We start from the raw sequence: 21,424 nt of genomic DNA on the forward strand, positions 1-21,424 counted from the left end.
CCGCCAGCCCGGCCGCGCGCTGCGCTAAGCCGAAGGCTTCGCGCGCGGCCTCATACACCACGGGTTGGGACACAACCCTGATTTAACTGCTCAATCGAAAGGAACACACCATTCAAAGACCGCTCAATCTGCTGGGAAACGCCCAACATCGGTAGCGCTGATTGGCTTAAATGAGCATGACTGGCCAACACAGCGCGCATTTGCCCCGTAGCAACCCACCCCGCTAGGCCGATGATGCCCGCGACGAGCAGAAAAGCGGCCCGGAGACGGGTGCTGATGCGGCTGCCGAAAAGCTGCAGGAGGCGCCAAGGGGGGGGCATCGTTTTCATGCCTTGTGAATAGCCGTGACCGATTAACGCAATGTTAATCGCCGTCGCCCTAAAACCAGCGCCATGACAGCAGGAGGGGTTCCTGCCCCGGCGTATTGGAGGGTCGAATCGTGTCAGGCGGCCGCAGGTTGACAAGACGAACGGTTTCAATCGGATTGGGCGCCGGTTTGAGCACGCTGATCGCCGCCCCGGCATTCGGTGAGGCGATCGACATAAAGGTGGCCGCGCAGGCCCGCGAATTGGGGGGAAACGTCAAGACGCTTTCGGTGCTGTTGCCTGAAGGGTCGCGGGCCAATCTCGCGCCGGTTGCAAAAGCCTTTACAGAACGGACCGGGGTCGCGGTCGACCTACAAGAAGTGCATGTAGATCACATCAACGCGGAACTGATGCTCAATAGTGTACTCGGTGACGCGCGATATGACGTCGCTTTGCCCGCGACTTTTGGTGTCGCAGATCTGGTGGCCGCGGGGGCGGTCCATGCTTTGGATGGCCTCGCCGCACGCTATGAAACGCCGGGGTTTCGCGACCCTATGCTTTATCAAGAAGGGGATAGGTTCGACGGTAAAACCTATGGTTTTCAAACGGATGGTGACGCCTATTTGATGTTCTACCATCGCGAGATGCTGCGCGATCCGGATGACCAAGCGCGCTACGCTGATCGTTTCGGCTATCCACTTGTTCAGCCAGAAACTTGGCAGGAACTGGACCGGCAAATCCGGTTCTTTCATGCACCAGAGACCGGTCGATATGGCGGATTGTTGTTCCGCACGCCGGGGTATCTGGCATGGGAATGGTGGGTGCGGTTTCACGCCAAGGGCTATTGGCCTCTGTCCCCCGATATGACGCCGCAGATTGCAGATGATCCGGGTGTCGCGGCGCTGGAAGAGTTGATTGCGATCACGGACTGCCTTGCCCCCGAAACCTCGAGCCTGGGGCTGTTTGGAAATTGGGCGCGTTACGCGAAGGGTGATGTCTATTGCAATATCGGCTGGGGCGGAACGCAGAAATACCTTAACTCTCGTCGATCATTGATGCGCGGACGGATGGTTTACGGGCCAACCCCCGGAGGGCAGGTGGGGGAGGAACTGCTTGAAATCCCCTATTTCAACTGGGGGTGGAGCTTTGTCATCAGCGCGGCATCGACCCAGAAAGAACTCGCCTATCTATTCGCCCTCTTCGCGGTCACGCCAGCAATGTCGACACTTGCCGTTCGGCAGCCGGATGGGTTTTTCGACCCTTTTCGTAATGAGCACTACAGTGACCCGGGAGTGGAGGCGGCCTATTCAAAGCCCTTTCTGAAGGTGCACCGCGCGGCGCTTAAAGGGGCGATTCCCGATTTCTATTTGAAAGGGCAATCAGAGTATTTCCAAACATTGGGGAGGGGATTGGATAAGGCCCTTCAGGGTGAGGTTTCGCCGAAAATGGCCCTGACCCGGGTGGCACAGCAATGGCAGTTGATCACAAGCCGGGTCGGACGCGAAAGGCAAATACAAAGGTGGGCGCGCCTGCGAGCGAAATATTCCCCCGATGCGCGTCGATTGCTACGGGATATCGCTTGATGGAACCTTTAGTTTTAATTCGGGTTAGCAGGGCGTTTTGCTCATGCGCTGATCGCAGGAAGGTCGCGATATGACGCAGCGGCTGATAAAGTTACCTGCCGACCATGAGCTACCTTCGCGCGAAGAGCCGCAGCCTGCCGGCCCTGATGCAGAGGAGTTTATCCATCTGGTAAGTCACGATCTGCGCGGCTCCATTCGCGCGCTGTTGGAACTGCCTGAATGGATCGCCGAGGATATTGAGGAGGCGGGACTGGAGGTAAGCGCTTCGGTCCACAGTTCCATCGCCTTGATGAAGCGGCACACGCGGCGGTTGGATCGGATGTTAGTCGACCTGCTTCAATACTCGCGCGCCGGAAGGAGGCGCAATGCGACCGTGCTTGAGCTTCGTCAGGCCTTTGATGCCGCGTTGGAGGAAGTCGGGCCGCCCGGTGGTTTCCGGGTTGATCATTACTTCGGGTGCGACTCTTTCGTCGTTGACGATCAGGACCTGCACTCGCTTTTCGTGGCGTTGATTGGAAACGCGATCAAGCATCATGATCGGTTTTCCGGGCGGGTCGAGGTAGTGGTAAAAAACGAAGGGGAGGCCATGATGCTGACCGTTTCCGATGATGGGCCGGGAATACCGCCGCGTTATCATGAGCGTGTCTTCCAGCCGATGACCACTTTGCGGTCGCGCGATGAGGTTGAAGGGTCGGGCTTGGGGTTGGCCTTGGTTCGCAAAGTCGCGGCGGCCTATGGGGGCCATGCCTGTTTGGTATCCACCTGTAATGAGCGTGGTACGACTGTATCCGTGCGTTTCGAGGGCGTGGCTATGACATAGCATAGGTGAAACCCTAGAGAGCCATGGAACCCCTCTGGCACCACTATCGAATTGCAGCGCGCGTACCGCCTTATCTTATCACAGCATTCACTGCGAACGAGGGGATCATCACGTCACAGTTAGAACCTTGTGCAAAAGGCATTCCGCGCTTGGCGCGGCTGGAGAGTGAGGCTAAGCGGGAGGTCATGCAGCTTTTCCTTCTTTCCGCCCTCACCATGTGCGCCTTTGCGGCGAACTCAATTTTGACCCGGATGGCGGTGGACGGCGGGCATATCGATCCGGCGGGCTTTGCCCTTGTGCGGGTCGGTGCGGGGGCATTGGTTTTGGCCATCTTGGTTGCGCTGCGGGGTGGGCGGTTGCCGCTTTTGCGGCGCAACAGGATCGGCGGGGCCGTGAGTCTCGCTGTCTATATGATCGGGTTCAGTCTGGCGTATCTGACGTTGGATGCGGGGCTCGGGGCGCTCATCCTTTTTGGCGTGGTGCAGATTACCATGTTCACCTACGCCGCTTTAACTGGGGCGGCGCCCACCGCGCGTCAGATTACAGGGGCTGCGGCGGCTTTTGCGGGCTTGGTTTTGGTCCTCTGGCCGGATGGGCAGGGTTCCACGGATCCAATCGGCGCCGGGTTGATGGTTCTGGCGGGGATCGGCTGGGCCGCCTATACGATCATCGGTCGCACATCGGGCGATCCGCTGGCGGCGACTTCGGCGAACTTTTTGCTCTGTTTGCCGTTCATGCTCATCCTGCCCGCTGTTGCGGGGGCGCAGTTCAGCCTGACGGGGCTTTTGTTGGGCGCGCTTTGCGGCGGGCTGACTTCGGGCCTTGGCTATGCCCTGTGGTATGCGGTGCTGACGCGGATCGACGGGGGCACGGCGGCGGTGGCGCAGCTAAGCGTGCCGATCATCGCCATCCTCGCCGGGGCGCTGCTTTTGGGTGAGCCGCTGAGCCTGACGCTGATCATCGCGACGGCCTTGGTTCTGGGCGGGATCGCTTGGGCGATCAGCGCAAAATCGGCTCCAAAGGATCGTAGGTGATCGCCGCCTCCGTCGGGCCAAAGGCAACTGTGCCGAGGCTATCGGGCTTGTGGGGGACTTGTGCCAGTTCCGCTTGGGTGACCCATCGATGCCGCGTGACGATGGCCTCTCGGTCTTGCCAATCGGGGGCGATTTGGGCGGATCCGAGGATGTGGCATCTGAAATAGATATCCACCTGATGGAACTCGCCGCCGGGGTCGTGGAACTCATTGACCAAACAGGGCGCGCCGACAGAGATCGTGAGGCCCGTTTCCTCAAAGACCTCGCGGCGCAGGTTGTCGGGAAGGGAGGCGCCGGCCTCCACGCCACCGCCGGGGGCGCACATCAGGCCCAGCCGATCATCGGCATAGGCGTTGACCAGCAGCAGCCGGCCTTCGTGCAGCAGCACGGCGCGGGCGGCCAATCGAGGGCAGGGTCGGGGCATCGGCATACTTTCGTCAGGTAACGCGCCAAGACCATTTCACAGTCGGGGCAATCAGTCTATCTGGAGGGCATGATGAGATTTTTCACCCTGCTGATTGCCGCGATTTCCTTGGCGATCCCCCTGCCTGCCGCGGCCGAAAACGCGGCGGGGCGCTGTGTTGTTTTGCTGCATGGGCTGGCCCGGACCGAGATGTCTTTTGCCGTGATGGAAGCCGCCTTGGCCGCCGAAGGCTACCGCGTGGTGCGCCCGGGCTACCCTTCGACTGAGGCCAATATCGCGGAATTGGCGAAACAGACCCTGCCGCGCGCGATTGAGGCCTGCGGCACCGCGCGGATCGATTTCGTGACCCATTCCATGGGCGGTATTTTGGTGCGCAAATGGGTGGCCGAGGCCGGGGCCGACCGGGTCGGGCGCGTGGTGATGCTGGGGCCGCCCAATCACGGCAGCGAGGTGGTGGACGAATTGGTCGAGAACCCTGCGTTCGAATGGTTGAACGGGCCCGCCGGGGCCGAGATCGGCACCGATGACGCGGCCTTGCCGAACCAATTGCCGCCGGTCCCTTTCGAGCTGGGCGTGATTGCCGGCTCACAGTCGCTCAACCCCTATTTTTCGAGCCTTTTGCCGGGGCCGGATGATGGAAAAGTCTCGGTCGCTTCGACCCGTGTGGCGGGGATGAAAGATCATATCGTCTTGCCGGTGACCCATACCTTCATGATGAACAACCCGCGCGTCATCGCCCAAACTATGGCCTTTCTGAAAACCGGCAGTTTTGATCGGTCGATGACCTTCATCGACGGGGTCCTGAATGCGATCGGCTGCCCGGAAGCGGGCTGCCTGCCGGGGGTGGGAGGGGACGATGCCAAACCTTAATCTCGTCAATGTGGAGGTGCTTCACCCCGAGGGGCTGAGCCGCGCGCCGCTCTCATTTGCCGACGGGGTGATTGCCGATGCCCCGGTCGGGCGGCCTGTCGATCTGACCGGCTTTCGAGTCATGCCGGGGATCGTCGATCTGCATGGCGACGCGTTCGAGCGGCATCTGGCTCCGCGCCGCGGGGCGATGAAACAACTGTCTGAAGGGTTGGTCGCAGCGGAGGCCGAGCTCGCGGCCAATGGCATGACCACCGCGGTTTTGGCGCAATTCGTCAGTTGGGAAGGCGGGCTGCGGGGGCTGGCGTTCGCCGATCAGGTCTTTAGCGGCATCCGCGATACCGCGCCGGAATTGGTCACCGACATCCGCCCGCAGCTTCGGTTCGAGACCCATATGCTCGACCTCTACGACAGTCTGCCGCAGCGCATGGCGGATTGGGGCGTGGGCTATGTGGTGTTCAACGATCACCTGCCGCATGACCGTTTGGCGGCGGGCAAGACCCCGAAACGGCTGGTCGGGCAGGCGCTGAAGGCCGGGCGCAGCCCGGAGAGCCATTTGGCACAGATGCAGGAGATGCACGCGCGGCGCGATGAGGTGCCCGCGGCGCTGGACGGGCTTTGCGCGGAACTGGCGCAGCGTGGCGTTAAAATGGGCAGCCATGATGACCAGACCGCCGAGGGCCGCGCCCTTTGGCGGGCGCGGGGCGTGACACTGGCGGAATTCCCCGAGACGCAGGAGGCCGCCGAGGCCGCGCATGGAGCGGGGGATGCGGTCATCATGGGCGCGCCCAATGTGGTGCGCGGCGGGTCGCATAACGGCAACCTTTCGGCGCTGGACCTGATCACCATGGGGCGTTGTCACGCGCTGGCGTCGGATTACCATTACCCCTCGCCGCGCCGCGCCGCCTTGATGCTGGCGCAGAGCGGATTGCTGGACCTTGCGGGCGCTTGGGCGTTGGTCTCATCCGGGCCGGCGCAGGTCTTGGGGCTTACGGATCGCGGCACGCTCGCGCCGGGCAAACGCGCCGATATCGTCGTCTTGGACAAGGCCACGGGCCGGGTCGCCGCCACTTTCGCGGCGGGGCGGGTGAGCTTCATGTCCGGCGCGGTTGCGGATCGGTTCTTCGGCTGACCTCAGCCGCGGGTGATCTGGTTTACATGACCCATCTTGCGGCCCGGTTTGACCTCGGCCTTGCCGTAGAGATGCAGCGCCGTGTCGCGGGCGCGGGCCAGTTCGGGCACGCGGTCCATGTCATCGCCGATGAGGTTGGTCATCACCACATCTGCATAGCGCTGCCCATCGCCCAAGGGCCACCCGGCCACGGCGCGGATATGCTGCTCGAATTGATCGATGGTGCAGCCGTTCTGGGTCCAATGGCCAGAGTTATGCACCCGCGGGGCGATCTCATTCACGATCAGCCCCTGCGGCGTGACGAAAAGCTCGACGCCCATGACGCCGACGTAATCCAGTGCGTTCAGCACGCGACCGGCAAGCAGCACCGCGTCGGTGCGCTGTGCATTGCTGATCTTGGCGGGCACGGTGGTGGTGTGCAGGATGCCATCGCGGTGGACATTCTCACCAGGGTCGAAACAGGCGACCTCTCCCGTGGCACTGCGCGCGGCGATGACAGAGATTTCGGCGCTGAAGTTCACGAAACCTTCGAGCACGGAAGGCGCGCCGTTCATCTCGGCCCAAGCGGCGTCGAGGTCGGCATCGTCTTTCAGCCGCGCTTGGCCCTTTCCGTCATAGCCGAAACGGCGGGTTTTGAGGATCGCAGGCGTGCCGATCTGGGCCACGGCGGCCTTGAGGCTGGCCGCGTCGCTCACATCGGCGAAAGGGGCCACGCGCAGGCCAAGATCGCCGAGGAAGGTCTTCTCGGTCAGCCGGTCTTGGGAAATGCGCAGCGCCTCTCGGCCCGGGCGCAGCGGGGTGATCGCCTCGACCACGTCGAGCGCTTCGGTGGGGATGTTTTCAAACTCGAAGGTGACGATGTCACAGGCGCGGGCGAAAGCCTCCAGCGCCTTGTGGTCGTCATAGGGGGCGGTGGTCACCGCATGGGCCACATCGGCGGCGGGCGGGTTGGCGCCCGGCTCGAAGATATGGGTGCGAAAGCCAAGCCGTGCTGCGGCGACAGAAAGCATGCGGCCCAATTGGCCGCCGCCCAGAATGCCGATGGTGGCGCCGGTTTGCAGGGGTTCAGTCATGCGGCACCTCGGGGATCGAAGCGCTGAGCGCATCGCGCCAATCGTCTAGCCGTTTGGCCAATTCCGGGTCTTGCAGCGCAAGGATGCCTGCCGCCATCAGGGCGGCATTGGCCGCGCCTGCAGCACCGATGGCCATGGTCGCGACCGGGAAGCCGCGTGGCATTTGCAGGATGGAATAAAGCGAATCCACACCCGACAACGCCTTGGTCTGCACCGGCACACCGATCACCGGCACGCGGGTTTTGGAGGCCATCATGCCCGGCAAATGCGCCGCCCCGCCTGCGCCCGCGATGATGACTTGCAAACCCCGGTCCACCGCCGTCTTGCCATAGTCCCAGAGCCGGTCCGGCGTGCGATGGGCCGAAACGATGCGCGCCTCGAAGGGGATGTTAAGCTCGTCCAGCAGGGTTGCTGCTTCGCGCATGGTGGCCCAGTCGGACTGGGACCCCATGATGATGCCAACCGGGGGCGTGGTCATTGCTGCGGGCCTTCTCTTGGTGGATCAGAGCGCGCACTATACCCATCACGGCCCATCTGGCAACGCCGATTGCCGCGGGCCATGGGGATAATGGGTTAGGCGATGATATCGGGCGTCAGCCGGTCTTCGATCTGGGCGATCAAATCCTTGAGACGCAGTTTGCGTTTCTTGAGCCGTTGCAGGGTCAGTTGATCCCCCGTGCCGCGTTCGACCAGCGCATGGATGGCGTCATCCAGATCGCGATGTTCCCGTCGAAAGACCTCAAGCTCGACACGCAGCACTTCGTCCGTTTTCATCGACAGATCGGTAGGGGCATTCATAGGCAGGTGATTCCGTTGGGCATCTGAACCTTGAATATAAGCGGTTGAGATCATTTGGCATAGCCCTTGCGCCCCTGCCCAAGCCCCCCCATATTCAATGCAACGGGCTGCCGGTTGCGGGGCCTGTGAAACACTGTCGCTTGACCTGATAAGGACGTGTCGCATGACGAAATTAACGCTTGCCTCTTACCCGCATATGCTTGGGTTTGAACAATTAGAACGGGTGCTCGAACGCAGCGCCAAAGCCGGAAACGAAGGTTATCCGCCGTTCAACATCGAGCAAACCTCGGACTACAGCTATCGCATCACGCTGGCGGTAGCGGGTTTTTCGGAACAGGATCTGTCGATAACCGTTGAGGATAGACAGCTCGTGATCCGTGGGCGTCAGTCCGACGATGGCGAAGACCGGGTGTTTCTGCACCGTGGAATCGCTGCGCGTCAATTCCAACGCTCGTTCGTACTGGCCGATGGGGTCGATGTGGGCGAGGCGGTTATGGAGAATGGTCTGCTGCATGTCGACCTGACCCGCGCCAAGCCTGAAACGGTGGTTCAAACCATCAAGATCAAGAAGGGGTAACATCATGCAAGACGCAATCACCCACGGAAACGACCGTATGGTCTATGTCAAAACCATCGCTGTCGCCGATCTGCCGCGCGAGGTGCGCGATCAGGCCGAGGGGCTTGAGCTTCTCTATGCCGTTCACGATGCCGAAGGGCAGCAGCTTGCGCTGGTCGGCGATCAGAAACTCGCTTTCTCGCTGGCGCGAGAGCATGACTACCGGCCAGTGATGGTGCATTGACGCCGCGCGGCACGACGATACGCTAAGCCCGATGCAAGGCCGCAGTCCGCTGCGGCCTTTTTTATTGGGAGCGGTCTTATGGATTTCGATTTCGACTGGGTAGACGCCTTCACCGACCAAGTCTTTGGCGGCAATGGCTGCGCCGTGGTGCATGGCGGGGCAGGGCTGCCGGATGAGCTATGCATGGCCTATGTGCGCGAAACATCCCTCGTGGAATGCACCTTTACCGGCCCGTCGGAGGTCGCGGATTTCAGGGTGAAATACTACCTCGCCAGTCGTGAGATACCCTTTGCGGGCCACCCCACCATCGCCACCGTCGCAGCGCTGCGCCATCGCGGGTTGATCGGCGAAGGGCCGCTGCGGTTGGAGACTGGCGCGGGGATCGTTGAGGTCGAGGTACGCGGCTCTCAAATTGCCATGACCCAGATCGCGCCGGTTTTCGGGGAAGAAGTGCCTGCCGATCTCGTCGCCAAGGTGGGCGGCGTGGCCCCGGGAGATATCATCGCGCCGCCGCAGGTGGTCTCCACCGGGCTCCCGTTCTGTATCACTGTTCTGCGCAGCCGCGCCGCCTTGGAAGGGCTGAAGCTCAACCCCAAGGCGCTCGGGGCCTATAACGCCCATCTGGGGCAGGGCAGCGATATGATGGAGCCTTTCTGGGTCACCCTCGAAGGCGCGACCGCTGCGGGCAATACCTATGCGCGGCTGCTGCTGGCCCCGCCCAGCCCCGCCGAAGACCCTTTCACCGGATCGGCGACGGGTGCCATGGCGGCCTACCTCTGGGCGCGCGGGTTGATCGAGAGCCCGAACTTCGTGGCCGAGCAGGGGCATCTCATGGGCCGTCCGGGGCGGGCGGAGGTCGAGGTGCTTGGCCGCCGCGATGCGATCACCGGTGTCCGCGTGGCGGGGCAGGGGCGTGTGGTGATGTCGGGGCAGGTTTTCATGCCCGAGGTGACCTGGCCCTAAACGCAAAACGAAGCCCCGAGGGGCTGCGTTGCTCTTTAACGAAAACTGCGCGGTTCAATCCGCAATCAGCCCCATGTTCTCAAGCTTCAGCAACACCTGATGGGCGCAGTTGTCGACCTCGACATTCTCGGTCTCCAGCACCAGTTCGGCGTTCTGCGGCACATCGTAAGGGTCGGAGATGCCAGTGAATTCCTTGATCTTGCCTTCGCGCGCCAGCTTGTAGAGCCCTTTGCGGTCGCGGCGTTCGCATTCCTCAATTGAAGTCGCGACATGCACTTCGACAAAGGCGCCGAAGTTCTCCACATCCTCACGCACCGCGCGGCGGGTGGCCGCGTAGGGCGCGATCGGCGCGCAGATGGCGATGCCGCCGTTCTTGGTGATCTCAGACGCGACATAGCCGATGCGGCGGATGTTCAGATCGCGGTGCTCTTTCGAGAAGCCGAGTTCCGAGCTAAGGTTCTTGCGCACGATGTCACCGTCCAGCAGCGTCACCGGGCGGCCGCCCATCTCCATCAGCTTGACCATCAGCGCGTTGGCGATGGTGGATTTGCCCGAACCGGAGAAGCCGGTGAAGAAGACGGTGAACCCCTGCTTCGAGCGCGGCGGGGAGGTGCGGCGCAGCTCCTTCACGACCTCGGGGAAGGAGAACCACTCAGGGATCTCCAAACCTTCCCGCAGGCGGCGGCGCAGCTCGGTGCCCGAGATGTTCAGGATGGTGACGCTGTCCTTGTCCTCAATCTCATCCATGGCCTCATATTGGGCGCGTTCCTGCACCCAGACCATATGTTTGAAATCGACCATTTCGATGCCCATCTCCTCCTGATGCGCGCGGAACAATTCCTGCGCGTCATAGGGGCCATAGAAATCCTCACCGGCGGAGTTCTTGCCGGGGCCAGCGTGGTCGCGGCCGACAATGAAATGGGTGCAGCCGTGGTTCTTGCGGATCAGCCCGTGCCAGACGGCCTCGCGCGGGCCAGCCATGCGCATGGCGAGGTTCAGGAGCGACATGGAGGTCGTGGCGGCAGGGTATTTGTCGAGCACCGCCTCGTAGCAGCGCACGCGGGTGAAGTGATCCACGTCGCCCGGTTTGGTCATGCCGACAACCGGGTGGATCAGCAGGTTGGCCTGCGCTTCACGGGCGGCGCGGAAGGTGAGTTCCTGATGTGCGCGGTGCAGCGGGTTGCGGGTTTGAAAGGCCACGACGCGGCGCCAACCCAGCTTGCGGAAATAGGCGCGCAGCTCGTTGGGCGTGTCGCGGCGGGCGCGGAAGTCGTAGTGCACCGGCTGCTGGATGCCGGTCACGGGGCCGCCCAGATAGACGTTGCCCGCTTGGTTGTGCAGGTAATTCACCGCCGGATGCGCCTCGTCATCGGCGCCAAAGACCTTCTCGGCCTCGCGCGATTTGTTCGGGGTCCAGCGGTCGGTCACGGTCATGGTCGCGAGGATCACGCCCTCTTGGTCGCGCAGGGCGATGTCCTGCCCTACTTCGAGCTGCTCGGCGAAAGCCTCGGTCACGTCGAGGGTGATGGGCATCGGCCAGAGCGAGCCATCCGCCAGACGCATATTCTCGACCACGCTGTCGTAGTCCTCTTCGCCCAAGAACCCTTTCAGCGGGTTGAAGCCACCGTTCATCAAGAGTTCCAGATCGCAGATCTGGCGCGGGGTGAGGTCGAGGCTCACCAGATTGCCCGCCTCCACCTTCAGCTTTTGCGAAGACTCGTAAGAGACGTAGAGTTCGGGGATCGGCGTGAGGTTGCTGGGCATCATGACTATCACTTTTCTTCAGGGAACAGGCGGCTTTGGTCCCGGCTGCCATAGCTGCAAAATATGTGAAAAGTCTATAGAACTAAGGGGTGTCGCCCCGTTAAAGGCCGAAATCCCATGATCCGAGGGTGGCCTGCAATTCGGGTGCTGAGGGGCGGCGGAAACCGGAATTATCTCCGCCGCGCCTTCGTCTGACTTAAACGTCTTTCTTCACCTCGGCCCCATAGCCGAGCGGGAGGGAGGTATCTTTGCCGTCATCGTCGCCCACTTCGGCAAGGAAACGCTCGGCTTCGAGTGCAGCCATGCAGCCCATGCCAGCGCTGGTCACCGCTTGGCGGTACTTGTGGTCGGTCAGGTCACCCGCGGCGAAGACACCGGGGATCGAGGTTTCGGTGCTGTCGGGTTTGGTCACGACGTAGCCGCCCATGTGGGTCTCCAGCGTGTCCTTGACCAACTCGTTGGCGGGCGCATGGCCGATGGCGACAAAGACACCCTTGGCGGGGATGTCGGTAATTTCGCCGGTCTTGGTGTGTTTGACCTTCACGCCCTCGACGCCGAGCGGGTTGTCGGTGCCGTAGACCTCGTGCAACTCGTGGAACCACAGCGGCTCGATCTTGGGGTTCTTCATCAGACGGTCGATCAGGATCTTCTCGGCGCGCAGCTCGTCCCGGCGGTGGATCAGCGTGACCTTGGAGGCGAAGTTGGTAAGGAACAGCGCCTCTTCCACGGCGGTGTTGCCGCCGCCGATGACCACGATCTCCTGACCGCGGTAGAAGAACCCATCGCAGGTGGCACAGGCCGAGACGCCGAAGCCCTTGAACTTTTCTTCGCTCTCCAGCCCGAGCCACTTGGCCCGCGCCCCGGTGGCGAGGATCACGGAATCGGCGACGTAAGTCGTGCCGCTGTCGCCCTTGGCGTGGAACGGACGGCTCGACAGGTCGAGGTCGGTGATGATGTCGCCGATGATCTCGGTCCCCATGGCCTTGGCGTGGTCCTGCATGCGGATCATCAGGTCGGGGCCCTGCACCTCGCTGTCGCCGGGCCAGTTCTCGACCTCGGTGGTGGTGGTCAGCTGGCCGCCCGGCTCGATCCCCTGCACGAGGATCGGCTCCAGCATGGCGCGGCTTGCGTAGACCCCGGCGGTATAACCCGCAGGGCCGGAGCCGATGATCAGTACCTTGGTTTTACGTGTCTCGGCCATCTGGCGCCCCCGGGCTGTCATTGATATTGCCCGCCTCATATAGCGATAGCCGCGAAGCCGTTAAACCCCTGCCGTCACCGCCCCGTCATTACGCTTGCGTGAACGGACGGGCGGCTGGTCTCAAGGGCCGTGATAAAGAATATTGCGCTTGTGTGAAACTTTATTGCGCGCACCACGCAGGCTGCTATAAGAATCGAAAATTCACTGAGGATGTTATGGCGGGTACACGACTTGATCCGATAGACCGGATGATCTTGGCCGAGTTGCAATCTGATGGCCGGATGACGAATGTCGAACTGGCCAAACGCGTCGGCATCTCTGCGCCGCCCTGTTTGCGGCGCGTGCGTACCTTGGAAGAGCAGGGCTATATCAAAGGCTATCATGCGGATGTCGATGCGCGCGAACTGGGCTTTGAGGTGCAGGTCTTCGCCATGGTCGGGCTGGCCAGTCAGGCCGAGGCTGATTTGAGTGCGTTTGAAGAGAAATGCCGTGGTTGGCCGCTGGTGCGCGAGTGCCATATGCTGAACGGTGAGGTCGATTTCATCCTGAAATGCGTGGCACCGGATCTGTCGAGCTTTCAAAGTTTCCTGACCGGACAATTGCTGACCACGCCCAATGTGGAAAGCGTGAAGACCAGCCTCGTGATCCGCGGAGCCAAGGATGAGCCGGGCGTGCCTTTCGACGTGTTGGAAGCGCGGCTGTCGACAGCGCCTTGAGATCAGCTGTCGGCGCGGTCTTCTGCCGCTTCAGGCGCGCGGGGATGGGCGAGGGGGCCGAAATCACGCCCATGCGCGATCTGCGGAAACATGGATAGAAAGCGATCCCGCAGGCCGGGCGTTGCGTCACGCAGCGCTTGAGCGCCGGGGTGAAAGGTCTCCATCTCTAGCCCGCCTGCCTTGATCACCGCATGGCGCGACAGACAGATATGAAACAGGCGCACCGGGGTTGGCGGGGTGACCTCGATCACATTGACCCCATCCACAAATTCGCGCAGCGGGGTGAGCAGGCGGCTGCCCTCCGCCTCGGCCCGCAGGTCGGGCGGCGTCTGGAGCACCCGTGCGGCGGGGCCGAGAGTGAGGAACGAACTGGGGCGCCCCTCGCCGAAACTGTCGGGCATGATGCGGATGAGGGGCAGCCGCCCACTGTCCGCCGGGATGAAACGGCTCGACCCGATCCAGATCAACTGCGCCGGACCTCCGGGACTCGTGTGGATCATGTCGCCGGGCTGGAGATCTTCGATGGCGATGTCGCCCTGCACCGTTTGGATTGGCGTCCCGCGGGCGAAGGCCGCGAAAGCGGCTTCGAAAAGTGGCGCAGTGGGGGCGGTGTCTTGCCCGATATAGAGCGACCCGTCGGCGCGGAGCGCGGCGACTTCATAGCTGCGCATCGGCGCGGGCGGTGGGCCTTCGGCTTTGGTGGCGGTCTGAGTCATGCAAAACCCTTTGTCGGCCCGGCACAGCGCTGCCGTGGGCGGCATGCACCGGCTCGGGCTGACGGATACTGCGCCATGTTCTGCGGGATTTGTCAAAATATCCGGCCTGAGCGCTGCGCTTTGCGCGCCAATCTCGGCTGAATGCGGGGGGGCTGTTTCCGGGCCGGGTGCGTGATCGCCATATTCGCATGAAAACGCCCCTCGCAACGAATCAACGTCACGAGGGGCGGTCTGCTATACCGGGCACGTGGCACCGGTACCGGGGGAAACTTCTCAGGCGGTCTTGCGGACCGGGGCATTGCCGGAGCGTTTGGCTATGAAAGCGGCGCGGCGCACACCGCGGGCCCATGGCATGACGGTGTCGGTCTTGGCCGCTGTCTCGACAACGGATTTGATGAAGCGCGGGTTCTTTTTCATGGCTTTGTTCCTCTTCGGGTCACGCGGGCATCGTTGCATCCACTATCGCAGTGCAATCGGGCCGGTTTTTGACCGTGGGCGAGAAACTTGTGGGAATTTGGCGGGTTCGAAGGGCGGTCTTGGGCGCCTTTGCCATACTTCGAAAAGTGTTAATTTTCGGTGGTTTGCAGGGGGTGCTGGAAACAATGGGGTCGCAAGGGGCTGATTGTGCTAAGTTTCGCGACAGCAATGCGGCGCGAAACGGGCAGGCTTTGCCGCAATCCCGCCCCGTTCAGAGGGTGATCGCCGAGAGCAAGCGGCCATAGTCCGCTTCCTTGGCGTGGGTCGTGCGCCGGTAGGAATAGAATCGCGCGGCATCGGCGTAGGTGCAATGCCGCGTCCATTCCGCATGGCCCACCCCTGCCGCGCGCAGCCGGTTCAGGCCAAAGCCGGGCAGGTCGAAATGCAGGCGGTCGCCTTCGCCTTGGGCAAAGTAGCGGGCAAACTCGGGGTCGGCATTCATGAAGTTGTCCAGAAACTCCGGCCCGACCTCATAGGCGCGCTGGCTGATGGAGGGGCCGATCACCGCGGTGATCTTTTCGCGGGTAGCGCCGAGATCGACCATCGCGTCGACCGTCGCCTCGAGTATCCCATCAAGTGCGCCGCGCCAGCCTGCATGGGCCGCGCCGACCACACCGGCCTGCGCATCCGCAAAGAGCACGGGCTGGCAGTCAGCGGTCAGGATCGACAGGGCGATGCCGGGGGTTTGGGTCACCAGCGCATCGGCGCGGGGCTTGTCGTCGCGCGGTTCCGTCACGGTGACGACGGTGGCAGAGTGGACCTGATGCACCCCGACAAGATGGTCGGCGGGGAGGCCCATCGCCTCGGCGGCGCGGGCGCGGTTGATGCGCACGATTTCGGATTGGTCCGAGCTGCCGCTGCCGCAGTTCAGCCCGGAAAACACCCCCGATGACGCGCCGCCACGGCGGGTGAAAAACCCGTGCCGCAAAGGGGCAAGCGCATCGGATGTCAGAATTTCGAGCGTCATACTTCTGTCCCCGGGGGCGGGGTCTGACCTTTTTGGTAGAGCCCCATCACTTTGAACAGGTTTCCCATTTCCGCCGGGTGCGTCAACCGTCGATGTGCGGCAATATGGTTGCTGAGCGCGTCACCGGTCAGCGCCTCGGCCAGTTTCTGCGCGCGGGGGGTGATGCCCAACCGCTCCAGAAAAACGCCTTGGGTGACCACGCGGCTATGGGGGCAGGGGCAGGCGCGGGCGAGCGCCTCGAAATCGACATGGGCGGTCAGATCGGCCTGCCCGGGATTGGCGAGCGGATCGGCAGGGCTGTGGTTTTCCAGCGCTTGCAGCGTGTCGCCCAAGGCGCGCCAATCGCCATAGTCGATGATCAGCCCCGCCCCGCCATGGGCCGCGATACGTTTGCCGATCTCTTGCATGATCTCCGCCGCCGGAGCGCAAAGCTCAACAAGGTCGCCGTCTTTCGTATCCTCCAGCCGATGGGCAAGGGCAGGCTGTGGGGTCACGGGGCCGAGGCCAAAGGTCAGCGCCCCCTCTGCCGCGCCCACCCGGCGCTCGGCCCAGCCTGCGCCTTGGCGGATGAATTGCCGGATCGGCAGCGCGTCGAAAAACTCATTGGCGACGAGGAACAGCGGCGCATCTGGCAGGTCAGCGGCACTCTCGGCCCAAGTGACCTCGGCCCCTCGCAACGTCTCGCGCTGCACCTCGCGTAAAGAAGGAGAGGCTTCGACCAGCGTGACCTGCGCCGCGTCCTGAAACCCCGGCACCCGCGCCGTGGCGCGCAGGATATCGGCCATCAATGTCCCCCGGCCCGGCCCAAGCTCGGCCAGTGTGAAGGGGGAGGGCGCGCCCTGATCCAGCCAGCTTTGCGCCAGCGACAGGCCGATCAACTCGCCAAACATTTGGCTGATCTCGGGGGCGGTGATGAAATCCCCCTCCGGGCCGAAAGGCGCCCGGGTGGTATAGTACCCCCAGTCGGGATGCAGCAGGCAGGACTGCATATAGGCGTCCAGCCGCATCGGCCCTTCCAGTGCGATCCGTGTGAGCAGATGGTCCTTCAGGCTCATGCCTGCCGCCGCGCTCGGATGATGAGGAAGACGCCCACGGCAATCATCGGCAGCGATAGGATTTGCCCCATGGTCAGCCCCCAGCCGCCGATATGCCAAGCCAGCCCCAGCGGGTTGCCGGGGGTGACGAATTGCGCGTCGGGCTGGCGCAGGAACTCCACCGCGAACCGTGCCGCGCCATAGCCCGCAAGGAAAGTGCCACCGATCAGCCCCGGCATTTTGAGCGCGCCGCGTTTCCACGCCATCCAGATCAGGACGCCGCCCAAGAGCAGCCCCTCCAGCAGCGCCTCATAGAGCTGCGAGGGATGGCGCGCGCAGATGCCCGCCACATCGGGGCAGAACTGCGCCGCTTCACCGGGGAAGGCCACGCCCCAAGGCAGATCGGTCGGGCGGCCCCAAAGCTCGGCATTGATGAAATTCGCCAGACGCCCCAGAAACAGCCCCGGCGCCAGCCCCAGACAGACCATATCCCCGGTCGAGATTACCGGGATGCGGTGCCGCCATGTATAGAAAAGCCCGGCCAGAATGACCCCGAGCGCCCCGCCGTGAAAGGACATGCCGCCTTCCCAAAGCTGCAAGATGGCCGCAGGGTTCGACAGGTAATAGGCCGGCTGATAAAACAGGACATAGCCCAGCCGCCCGCCAAGGATCACGCCCAGAATGACCCAAAAGAGCAGATCCTCGACCTGACCGGGTTTCATCACCGGCGTGTCGTTCTTCCACAGTTGGGGGCGTTTGACCGCCGCGGTGGCGATGCGCCAGCCCAGCAGAATGCCCACGATATAGGCCAGCGCATACCAGCGCAGCGCGAAGGTGGAACCAAACAGGGTCACCGAAAAGATTTCCGGCGCGATATCGGGGAAGGGGAGCATGGCTATCATGCTGCTGATTGAGCAAGGCCGCGCGGGGAAGTCAACCTTGCGAGCAAGGGCGTCGCGCCCCATATAGAGGCTAACAAACCTCCGGAGGCCAGACATGCAGACCCGCAACAAGTTTTTCGATGATGTTTCACAGATGATGACAAACGCGATGGGCGTCGCCCAAGGCGCTAAGGACGAGGCCGAGACCGCCTTCAAGGGCATGCTCGACCGTTGGCTCGCTGACCGTGATTTCGTCACCCGTGAGGAGTTCGACGCGGTGCGCGCCATGGCGCAGAAGGCACGCGAAGAGAACGAAGCGCTGAAAGCGCGGCTCGACAAGCTCGAAGCCAAAGACTGAACCCGATAGAATTCGATCAGCCGCCCCGGGCCGGGGCGGCGATCCCCCGCGTGGACAGGGGCCGTTTGCGGCCCCTCGCGCCCTCTTTCTCCAATTTATAGACGATTTCCGCGATTTACCCACAAGTTATTGCGGTTATCCCCTATCAATTGTGGTTATCCCCAAGAAAAAACTTGCCAGACTGTTCCGCCGCAAGCACCATATCTTGTATAGGTGATGTGAACCTACACGCCTATTTGTGCAGGCTTCCATGCATGGTGGGCCAAGTCCCGCCCCGTGGAACAGATTGAGAGGTGGCGAAATGGCCCTGTCCGAGCATTACCTTGAAGAAGAAATCCACCCCATTGATATCGTTGAAAATCTCGCGGCCCATCACGATTGGGAATTCGACCGCGTGGCGGATGACCAGATCGCCATGGCGGTCGAGGGGCAGTGGCGGACCTATTCCATCACGCTGGCATGGTCGGCTTACGATGAAACGCTGCGGCTGATCTGCACCTTCGAGATGGAGCCTCCGGCTGAAAAACTGCCGGAACTTTACGAATTGTTAAACCTCGTCAACGATCAATGCTGGGCGGGGGCCTTCAGCTTTTGGGCCGATCAGCAGTTGATGGTCTACCGCTACGGGCTGGTTTTGGCGGGCGGACAGGTCGCGGGGCCAGAGCAGATCGACACGATGATCGGGGCCGCCGTCATGAGCGCGGAACGCTACTATCCTGCGCTGCAATTGCTCGTCTGGGGCGATCAATCCCCAAAGGCCGCGATGGACGTCGCCATTGCAGAGGCTTACGGCCGGGCGTAACAAAGTCCCCGAACAACTTCGGGGGATAGGATGAAAGACGGGAGAGTAGCACGCGACGGTCTGGTTTTGCTGGGCTGTGGCAAAATGGGATCGGCCATGTTGGAAGGCTGGCTGGCGCAGGGGCTGCCGGCAAGCGCGGTCTGGGTCGTGGACCCGAAACCGTCCGATTGGCTGCAAGGCACCGGCGTGAACCTGAACGCCGACCTGCCTGCCGCGCCAGCGGTGGTGCTGGTGGCGGTCAAACCGCAGATGATGGCGGACGCACTGCCGACGCTTCAGGCGATGGGCAATGGCGAGACGCTTTTTGTCAGCGTCGCGGCGGGAACGACCATCGGTTACTTCGAAAGCATCCTTGGCGGCGACACGCCTATCGTGCGGGCCATGCCCAATACCCCTGCTGCCATCTCTAAAGGGATCACCGCCATTGTCGGCAACGCCAAAGCGGGCAGCCGGTCGCTGGATGAAGCTGAGACCCTGCTGAGCGCGGTGGGCGAGGTCGTCCGTCTGACCGAAGAGGCGCAGATCGACGCGGTCACGGGGGTCAGCGGCTCCGGTCCGGCCTATGTCTTTCACATGATCGAATGCATGGCCGCCGCTGGTGTGGCCCAAGGCTTGCCCGAAGAATTGGCGATGCAATTGGCCAAGGCAACCGTTGCCGGGGCAGGGGCGCTGGCGATGCAGGCTGAAGAGGAACCGGCGCAGTTGCGCGTCAACGTCACCAGCCCCAATGGCACGACCCAAGCGGCGCTTGAGGTTTTGATGGACGAGGCCCAAGGCTTCCCGCCCCTTCTCAAGCGCGCAGTCGCCGCCGCGGCGGACAGATCGCGGGAGCTGGCCAATGGCTGAGATCACTTTCGACGATTTCCTGAAAGTCGATATTCGCGTCGGCACCGTGACCCGGGCCGAAGCCTTTCCGGAAGCACGCAAACCGGCGATCAAACTCTGGGTAGATTTCGGCGAGGAGATCGGCGAGCGTAAGACCTCGGCCCAGATCACCGCGCATTATACGCCGGAGACGCTGGTGGGACGGCAGGTCGTGGCCGTGGTTAACTTCCCCGCCCGTCAGATCGGGCCTTTCATGTCCGAGGTGCTGGTGCTCGGCCTGCCCGACAAGGACGGAGAGATCGTGCTTTTGTCGCCCGATCAAAAAGTGCCCGAAGGAGGGCGGATGCATTGAAAAAGATATTGATTGCCAGACCCTTGCCCAAAGAAGTCACCGAAGCGTTAAAGGGCTGCGAAGTGACGGTGCGCGAGGAAACTGCGCCGCTTTCGGGCGAAGAAATGCGCGCCGCGCTGCGCGACTATGACGGAGTGATGCCGACCCTGGGGGATGCTTTCTCGGCCGAGGTTTTCGCCGATGTGCCCGAGCCGCGCTGCAAGATCCTCGCCAATTTCGGCGTCGGTTATAACCACATCGACGCGGCAGCGGCGCGCGCGGCGGGGGTGGAGGTGACCAACACCCCCGGCGCCGTCACCGATGCCACGGCGGATGTCGCCATGACGCTCATGCTGATGTCCGCCCGCCGCGCTGCCGAAGGGGAGCGGCTGGTCCGCTCCGGCGGATGGGCGGGCTGGCACCCGACGCAGATGCTGGGCCTGCATCTGACAGGCAAACGGGTCGGCATCGTTGGCATGGGGCGGATCGGGCAGGCCATCGCGCGGCGCTGCCACTATGGGTTCGAAATGCAGGTCAGCTATTTCAACCGCAGTGAGAAAGACCTCGATTTTCCCGCTACCCGTGTCGAGAGCCTGACCGCGCTGGCTGAAGCCGTGGATGTGCTTGTCATCGCCGTGCCCGGCGGCGGCGAGACCCGGCATCTGATCGATGAAGCCGTTCTCGGCGCGATGCAGCCCCATGCCCATCTGATCAACATCGCCCGCGGCGATGTGGTGCAGGAGGCCGCGTTGATCAAAGCCCTGCAAGCGGGGCGCATTGGCGGTGCGGGTTTGGATGTCTATGAGTTCGAGCCCAAGGTGCCGCAGGCGCTGCGCGATCTCGACAACGTTGTGCTGTTGCCGCATCTCGGCACGGCGGCGCATGAAGTCCGTGTCGATATGGGGCTGATGGCCGTTGCCAATCTACGAGCCTTCATCGACGGAGAGACCCCGCCAAACCGGGTTTAACCGTCGCCCACGGCGGCGCGCCAGTGTTTGCGGCAGAGCGAGACATAGGTCTCGTTCCCGCCGATCTGCACCTGCGCGCCGTCCCGCATCGCTTGCCCTTCGGCGTCGCGGCGCACGACCATCGTGGCCTTCTTGCCGCAATGGCAAATGGTGCGCACTTCGCGCATCTCATCGGCCAGCGCCAGCAGGGTGGCGGAGCCGGGGAAAAGCTCACCCCGGAAATCGACGCGAAGGCCAAAACACATGATCGGCACGCCCAGATCATCCACCGCACGGGCCAGTTGCCAGACCTGCTCGACCTCCAGAAACTGCGCCTCATCGACAAAGATACAGGCGCAGGGGCCTTGCTCCAACCGAGCTTCGATCTTGGCCAAAAGGTCTTCGCCCGGGGCGAAAGTATCGGCCTCTTGCCCAATGCCGATACGGGAGGCGATGCGCCCTTCGCCCGCGCGGTTGTCGAACTGCGCGGTGAGCAAAAAGGGCACCATGCCGCGTTCCATATAGTTATGCGCCGCTTGAAGCAGCACCGTGGATTTACCGGCGTTCATGGTGGAGTAATTGAAGTAGAGCTTTGCCATGTGCAGG

At 62.6% G+C, this 21,424-nt stretch carries 26 protein-coding genes; 14 read left to right on the forward strand and 12 right to left on the reverse strand.

Translation table 11 applies throughout. The features are described 5' to 3' along the window. The first annotated feature begins 496 nt into the window (after nt 1-496). The 3 genes from ACGYLD_RS08125 to ACGYLD_RS08135 all read left to right on the forward strand — a co-directional run bounded on the left by ACGYLD_RS08125 (nt 497) and on the right by ACGYLD_RS08135 (nt 3,742). Nucleotides 497-1,888 (forward strand): extracellular solute-binding protein, encoded by a 1,392-nt coding sequence (locus tag ACGYLD_RS08125; protein ID WP_271693071.1) that lies wholly within the window; start codon nt 497-499, stop codon nt 1,886-1,888. A 70-nt stretch (nt 1,889-1,958) separates the two neighbouring features. Beyond that, nucleotides 1,959-2,708 carry an ATP-binding protein gene (locus ACGYLD_RS08130; protein ID WP_394402064.1) on the forward strand — a complete coding sequence of 250 codons (750 nt, stop codon included), beginning with the start codon at nt 1,959-1,961 and terminating at the stop codon, nt 2,706-2,708. 185 nt (nt 2,709-2,893) lie between these two features. After that, nucleotides 2,894-3,742, forward strand: coding sequence for a DMT family transporter (locus ACGYLD_RS08135; RefSeq protein ID WP_271693073.1), 849 nt, complete (start codon nt 2,894-2,896; stop codon nt 3,740-3,742). Here the strand turns inward: ACGYLD_RS08135 and ACGYLD_RS08140 are convergent. Beyond that, the gene (locus tag ACGYLD_RS08140) at nt 3,708-4,172 is read right to left on the reverse strand and encodes an NUDIX domain-containing protein (protein WP_271693074.1); all 465 of its coding nucleotides are present in this window, start codon (nt 4,170-4,172) and stop codon (nt 3,708-3,710) included. The genes ACGYLD_RS08135 and ACGYLD_RS08140 overlap by 35 nt on opposite strands. A 66-nt stretch (nt 4,173-4,238) precedes the next feature. On the opposite strand from ACGYLD_RS08140, the gene ACGYLD_RS08145 reads away from it, so the two are divergent. Continuing rightward, nucleotides 4,239-5,036: an esterase/lipase family protein gene (locus tag ACGYLD_RS08145; RefSeq protein ID WP_394402068.1), complete on the forward strand. Its 798-nt coding sequence runs from the start codon at nt 4,239-4,241 to the stop codon at nt 5,034-5,036. Beyond that, nucleotides 5,023-6,165, forward strand: coding sequence for an alpha-D-ribose 1-methylphosphonate 5-triphosphate diphosphatase (locus ACGYLD_RS08150; RefSeq protein WP_271693076.1), 1,143 nt, complete (start codon nt 5,023-5,025; stop codon nt 6,163-6,165). Before ACGYLD_RS08145 ends, ACGYLD_RS08150 begins: the two co-directional genes overlap by 14 nt. Before the next feature lie 2 nt (nt 6,166-6,167). Here the strand turns inward: ACGYLD_RS08150 and ACGYLD_RS08155 are convergent, their stop codons facing one another. The 3 genes from ACGYLD_RS08155 to ACGYLD_RS08165 form a co-directional block, all read right to left on the reverse strand. Then, the gene (locus ACGYLD_RS08155; RefSeq protein ID WP_271693077.1) at nt 6,168-7,238 is read right to left on the reverse strand and encodes a 5-(carboxyamino)imidazole ribonucleotide synthase; all 1,071 of its coding nucleotides are present in this window, start codon (nt 7,236-7,238) and stop codon (nt 6,168-6,170) included. Further along, a complete protein-coding gene (gene purE, locus ACGYLD_RS08160) occupies nt 7,231-7,716 on the reverse strand; it encodes a 5-(carboxyamino)imidazole ribonucleotide mutase (protein WP_209218256.1) in 486 nt (161 codons plus the stop codon). The genes ACGYLD_RS08155 and purE overlap by 8 nt, the downstream gene beginning before the upstream one ends. A 95-nt stretch (nt 7,717-7,811) precedes the next feature. Further along, on the reverse strand, nt 7,812-8,036 hold the full coding sequence (locus ACGYLD_RS08165; protein ID WP_067267347.1) for a YdcH family protein: 225 nt from the start codon (nt 8,034-8,036) through the stop codon (nt 7,812-7,814). Between the two features lie 163 nt (nt 8,037-8,199). On the opposite strand from ACGYLD_RS08165, the gene ACGYLD_RS08170 reads away from it, so the two are divergent. The 3 genes from ACGYLD_RS08170 (at nt 8,200) to ACGYLD_RS08180 (ending at nt 9,799) form a co-directional block, all read left to right on the forward strand. After that, complete coding sequence (locus ACGYLD_RS08170) at nt 8,200-8,613, forward strand: Hsp20 family protein (protein ID WP_067267324.1); 414 nt, start codon at nt 8,200-8,202, stop codon at nt 8,611-8,613. A 4-nt stretch (nt 8,614-8,617) separates the two neighbouring features. Beyond that, nucleotides 8,618-8,836, forward strand: a complete 219-nt coding sequence (locus ACGYLD_RS08175; RefSeq protein ID WP_007119022.1) for a DUF1150 family protein — start codon at nt 8,618-8,620, stop codon at nt 8,834-8,836. 78 nt (nt 8,837-8,914) lie between these two features. After that, the gene (locus tag ACGYLD_RS08180; RefSeq protein ID WP_394402072.1) at nt 8,915-9,799 is read left to right on the forward strand and encodes a PhzF family phenazine biosynthesis protein; all 885 of its coding nucleotides are present in this window, start codon (nt 8,915-8,917) and stop codon (nt 9,797-9,799) included. Between the two features lie 54 nt (nt 9,800-9,853). On the opposite strand, the gene ACGYLD_RS08185 is transcribed toward ACGYLD_RS08180, so the two are convergent. Both ACGYLD_RS08185 and trxB read right to left on the reverse strand, forming a co-directional pair. After that, the gene (locus tag ACGYLD_RS08185) at nt 9,854-11,566 is read right to left on the reverse strand and encodes a bifunctional sulfate adenylyltransferase/adenylylsulfate kinase (RefSeq protein WP_394402075.1); all 1,713 of its coding nucleotides are present in this window, start codon (nt 11,564-11,566) and stop codon (nt 9,854-9,856) included. A gap of 193 nt (nt 11,567-11,759) precedes the next feature. Continuing rightward, on the reverse strand, nt 11,760-12,764 hold the full coding sequence (trxB, locus tag ACGYLD_RS08190) for a thioredoxin-disulfide reductase (RefSeq protein WP_394402078.1): 1,005 nt from the start codon (nt 12,762-12,764) through the stop codon (nt 11,760-11,762). A gap of 215 nt (nt 12,765-12,979) precedes the next feature. On the opposite strand from trxB, the gene ACGYLD_RS08195 reads away from it, so the two are divergent. Next, the gene (locus ACGYLD_RS08195; RefSeq protein ID WP_067267317.1) at nt 12,980-13,480 is read left to right on the forward strand and encodes an Lrp/AsnC family transcriptional regulator; all 501 of its coding nucleotides are present in this window, start codon (nt 12,980-12,982) and stop codon (nt 13,478-13,480) included. Nucleotides 13,481-13,482: 2 nt separating this feature from the next. Here ACGYLD_RS08195 and ACGYLD_RS08200 read toward each other — a convergent pair whose 3' ends face one another. The 5 genes from ACGYLD_RS08200 to lgt form a co-directional block, all read right to left on the reverse strand. Beyond that, complete coding sequence (locus ACGYLD_RS08200; protein ID WP_271693081.1) at nt 13,483-14,196, reverse strand: Hint domain-containing protein; 714 nt, start codon at nt 14,194-14,196, stop codon at nt 13,483-13,485. A 273-nt stretch (nt 14,197-14,469) separates the two neighbouring features. Beyond that, nucleotides 14,470-14,613 carry a hypothetical protein gene (locus ACGYLD_RS08205; RefSeq protein WP_271693082.1) on the reverse strand — a complete coding sequence of 48 codons (144 nt, stop codon included), beginning with the start codon at nt 14,611-14,613 and terminating at the stop codon, nt 14,470-14,472. 271 nt (nt 14,614-14,884) lie between these two features. Beyond that, on the reverse strand, nt 14,885-15,640 hold the full coding sequence (pgeF, locus tag ACGYLD_RS08210; RefSeq protein ID WP_271693083.1) for a peptidoglycan editing factor PgeF: 756 nt from the start codon (nt 15,638-15,640) through the stop codon (nt 14,885-14,887). Further along, nucleotides 15,637-16,695: a class I SAM-dependent methyltransferase gene (locus tag ACGYLD_RS08215; RefSeq protein WP_271693084.1), complete on the reverse strand. Its 1,059-nt coding sequence runs from the start codon at nt 16,693-16,695 to the stop codon at nt 15,637-15,639. Before ACGYLD_RS08215 ends, pgeF begins: the two co-directional genes overlap by 4 nt. Then, nucleotides 16,692-17,576 carry a prolipoprotein diacylglyceryl transferase gene (gene lgt, locus ACGYLD_RS08220; RefSeq protein WP_271693085.1) on the reverse strand — a complete coding sequence of 295 codons (885 nt, stop codon included), beginning with the start codon at nt 17,574-17,576 and terminating at the stop codon, nt 16,692-16,694. Before lgt ends, ACGYLD_RS08215 begins: the two co-directional genes overlap by 4 nt. A 94-nt stretch (nt 17,577-17,670) precedes the next feature. Between lgt and ACGYLD_RS08225 the strand changes: the two genes are divergently transcribed. The 5 genes from ACGYLD_RS08225 (at nt 17,671) to ACGYLD_RS08245 (ending at nt 20,839) form a co-directional block, all read left to right on the forward strand. Next, nucleotides 17,671-17,913, forward strand: a complete 243-nt coding sequence (locus ACGYLD_RS08225) for an accessory factor UbiK family protein (protein WP_067267308.1) — start codon at nt 17,671-17,673, stop codon at nt 17,911-17,913. A gap of 301 nt (nt 17,914-18,214) precedes the next feature. Further along, a complete protein-coding gene (locus tag ACGYLD_RS08230) occupies nt 18,215-18,715 on the forward strand; it encodes a YbjN domain-containing protein (protein ID WP_271688136.1) in 501 nt (166 codons plus the stop codon). A gap of 30 nt (nt 18,716-18,745) precedes the next feature. After that, nucleotides 18,746-19,561 carry a pyrroline-5-carboxylate reductase gene (proC, locus tag ACGYLD_RS08235; RefSeq protein WP_271693086.1) on the forward strand — a complete coding sequence of 272 codons (816 nt, stop codon included), beginning with the start codon at nt 18,746-18,748 and terminating at the stop codon, nt 19,559-19,561. Continuing rightward, nucleotides 19,554-19,892 (forward strand): tRNA-binding protein, encoded by a 339-nt coding sequence (locus ACGYLD_RS08240; RefSeq protein WP_209218245.1) that lies wholly within the window; start codon nt 19,554-19,556, stop codon nt 19,890-19,892. The genes proC and ACGYLD_RS08240 overlap by 8 nt, the downstream gene beginning before the upstream one ends. Then, nucleotides 19,889-20,839, forward strand: a complete 951-nt coding sequence (locus ACGYLD_RS08245) for a D-glycerate dehydrogenase (protein WP_271693088.1) — start codon at nt 19,889-19,891, stop codon at nt 20,837-20,839. The genes ACGYLD_RS08240 and ACGYLD_RS08245 overlap by 4 nt, the downstream gene beginning before the upstream one ends. On the opposite strand, the gene ACGYLD_RS08250 is transcribed toward ACGYLD_RS08245, so the two are convergent. Beyond that, nucleotides 20,836-21,417, reverse strand: a complete 582-nt coding sequence (locus ACGYLD_RS08250) for a thymidine kinase (RefSeq protein WP_271693089.1) — start codon at nt 21,415-21,417, stop codon at nt 20,836-20,838. The two genes, ACGYLD_RS08245 and ACGYLD_RS08250, sit on opposite strands and share 4 nt — an antisense overlap. Nucleotides 21,418-21,424: the final 7 nt, after the last annotated feature.

This window comes from Sulfitobacter sp. 1A12056 (genome assembly GCF_043558125.1).
In the GTDB taxonomy this organism is placed as follows: Bacteria; Pseudomonadota; Alphaproteobacteria; order Rhodobacterales; family Rhodobacteraceae; genus Sulfitobacter; species Sulfitobacter faviae.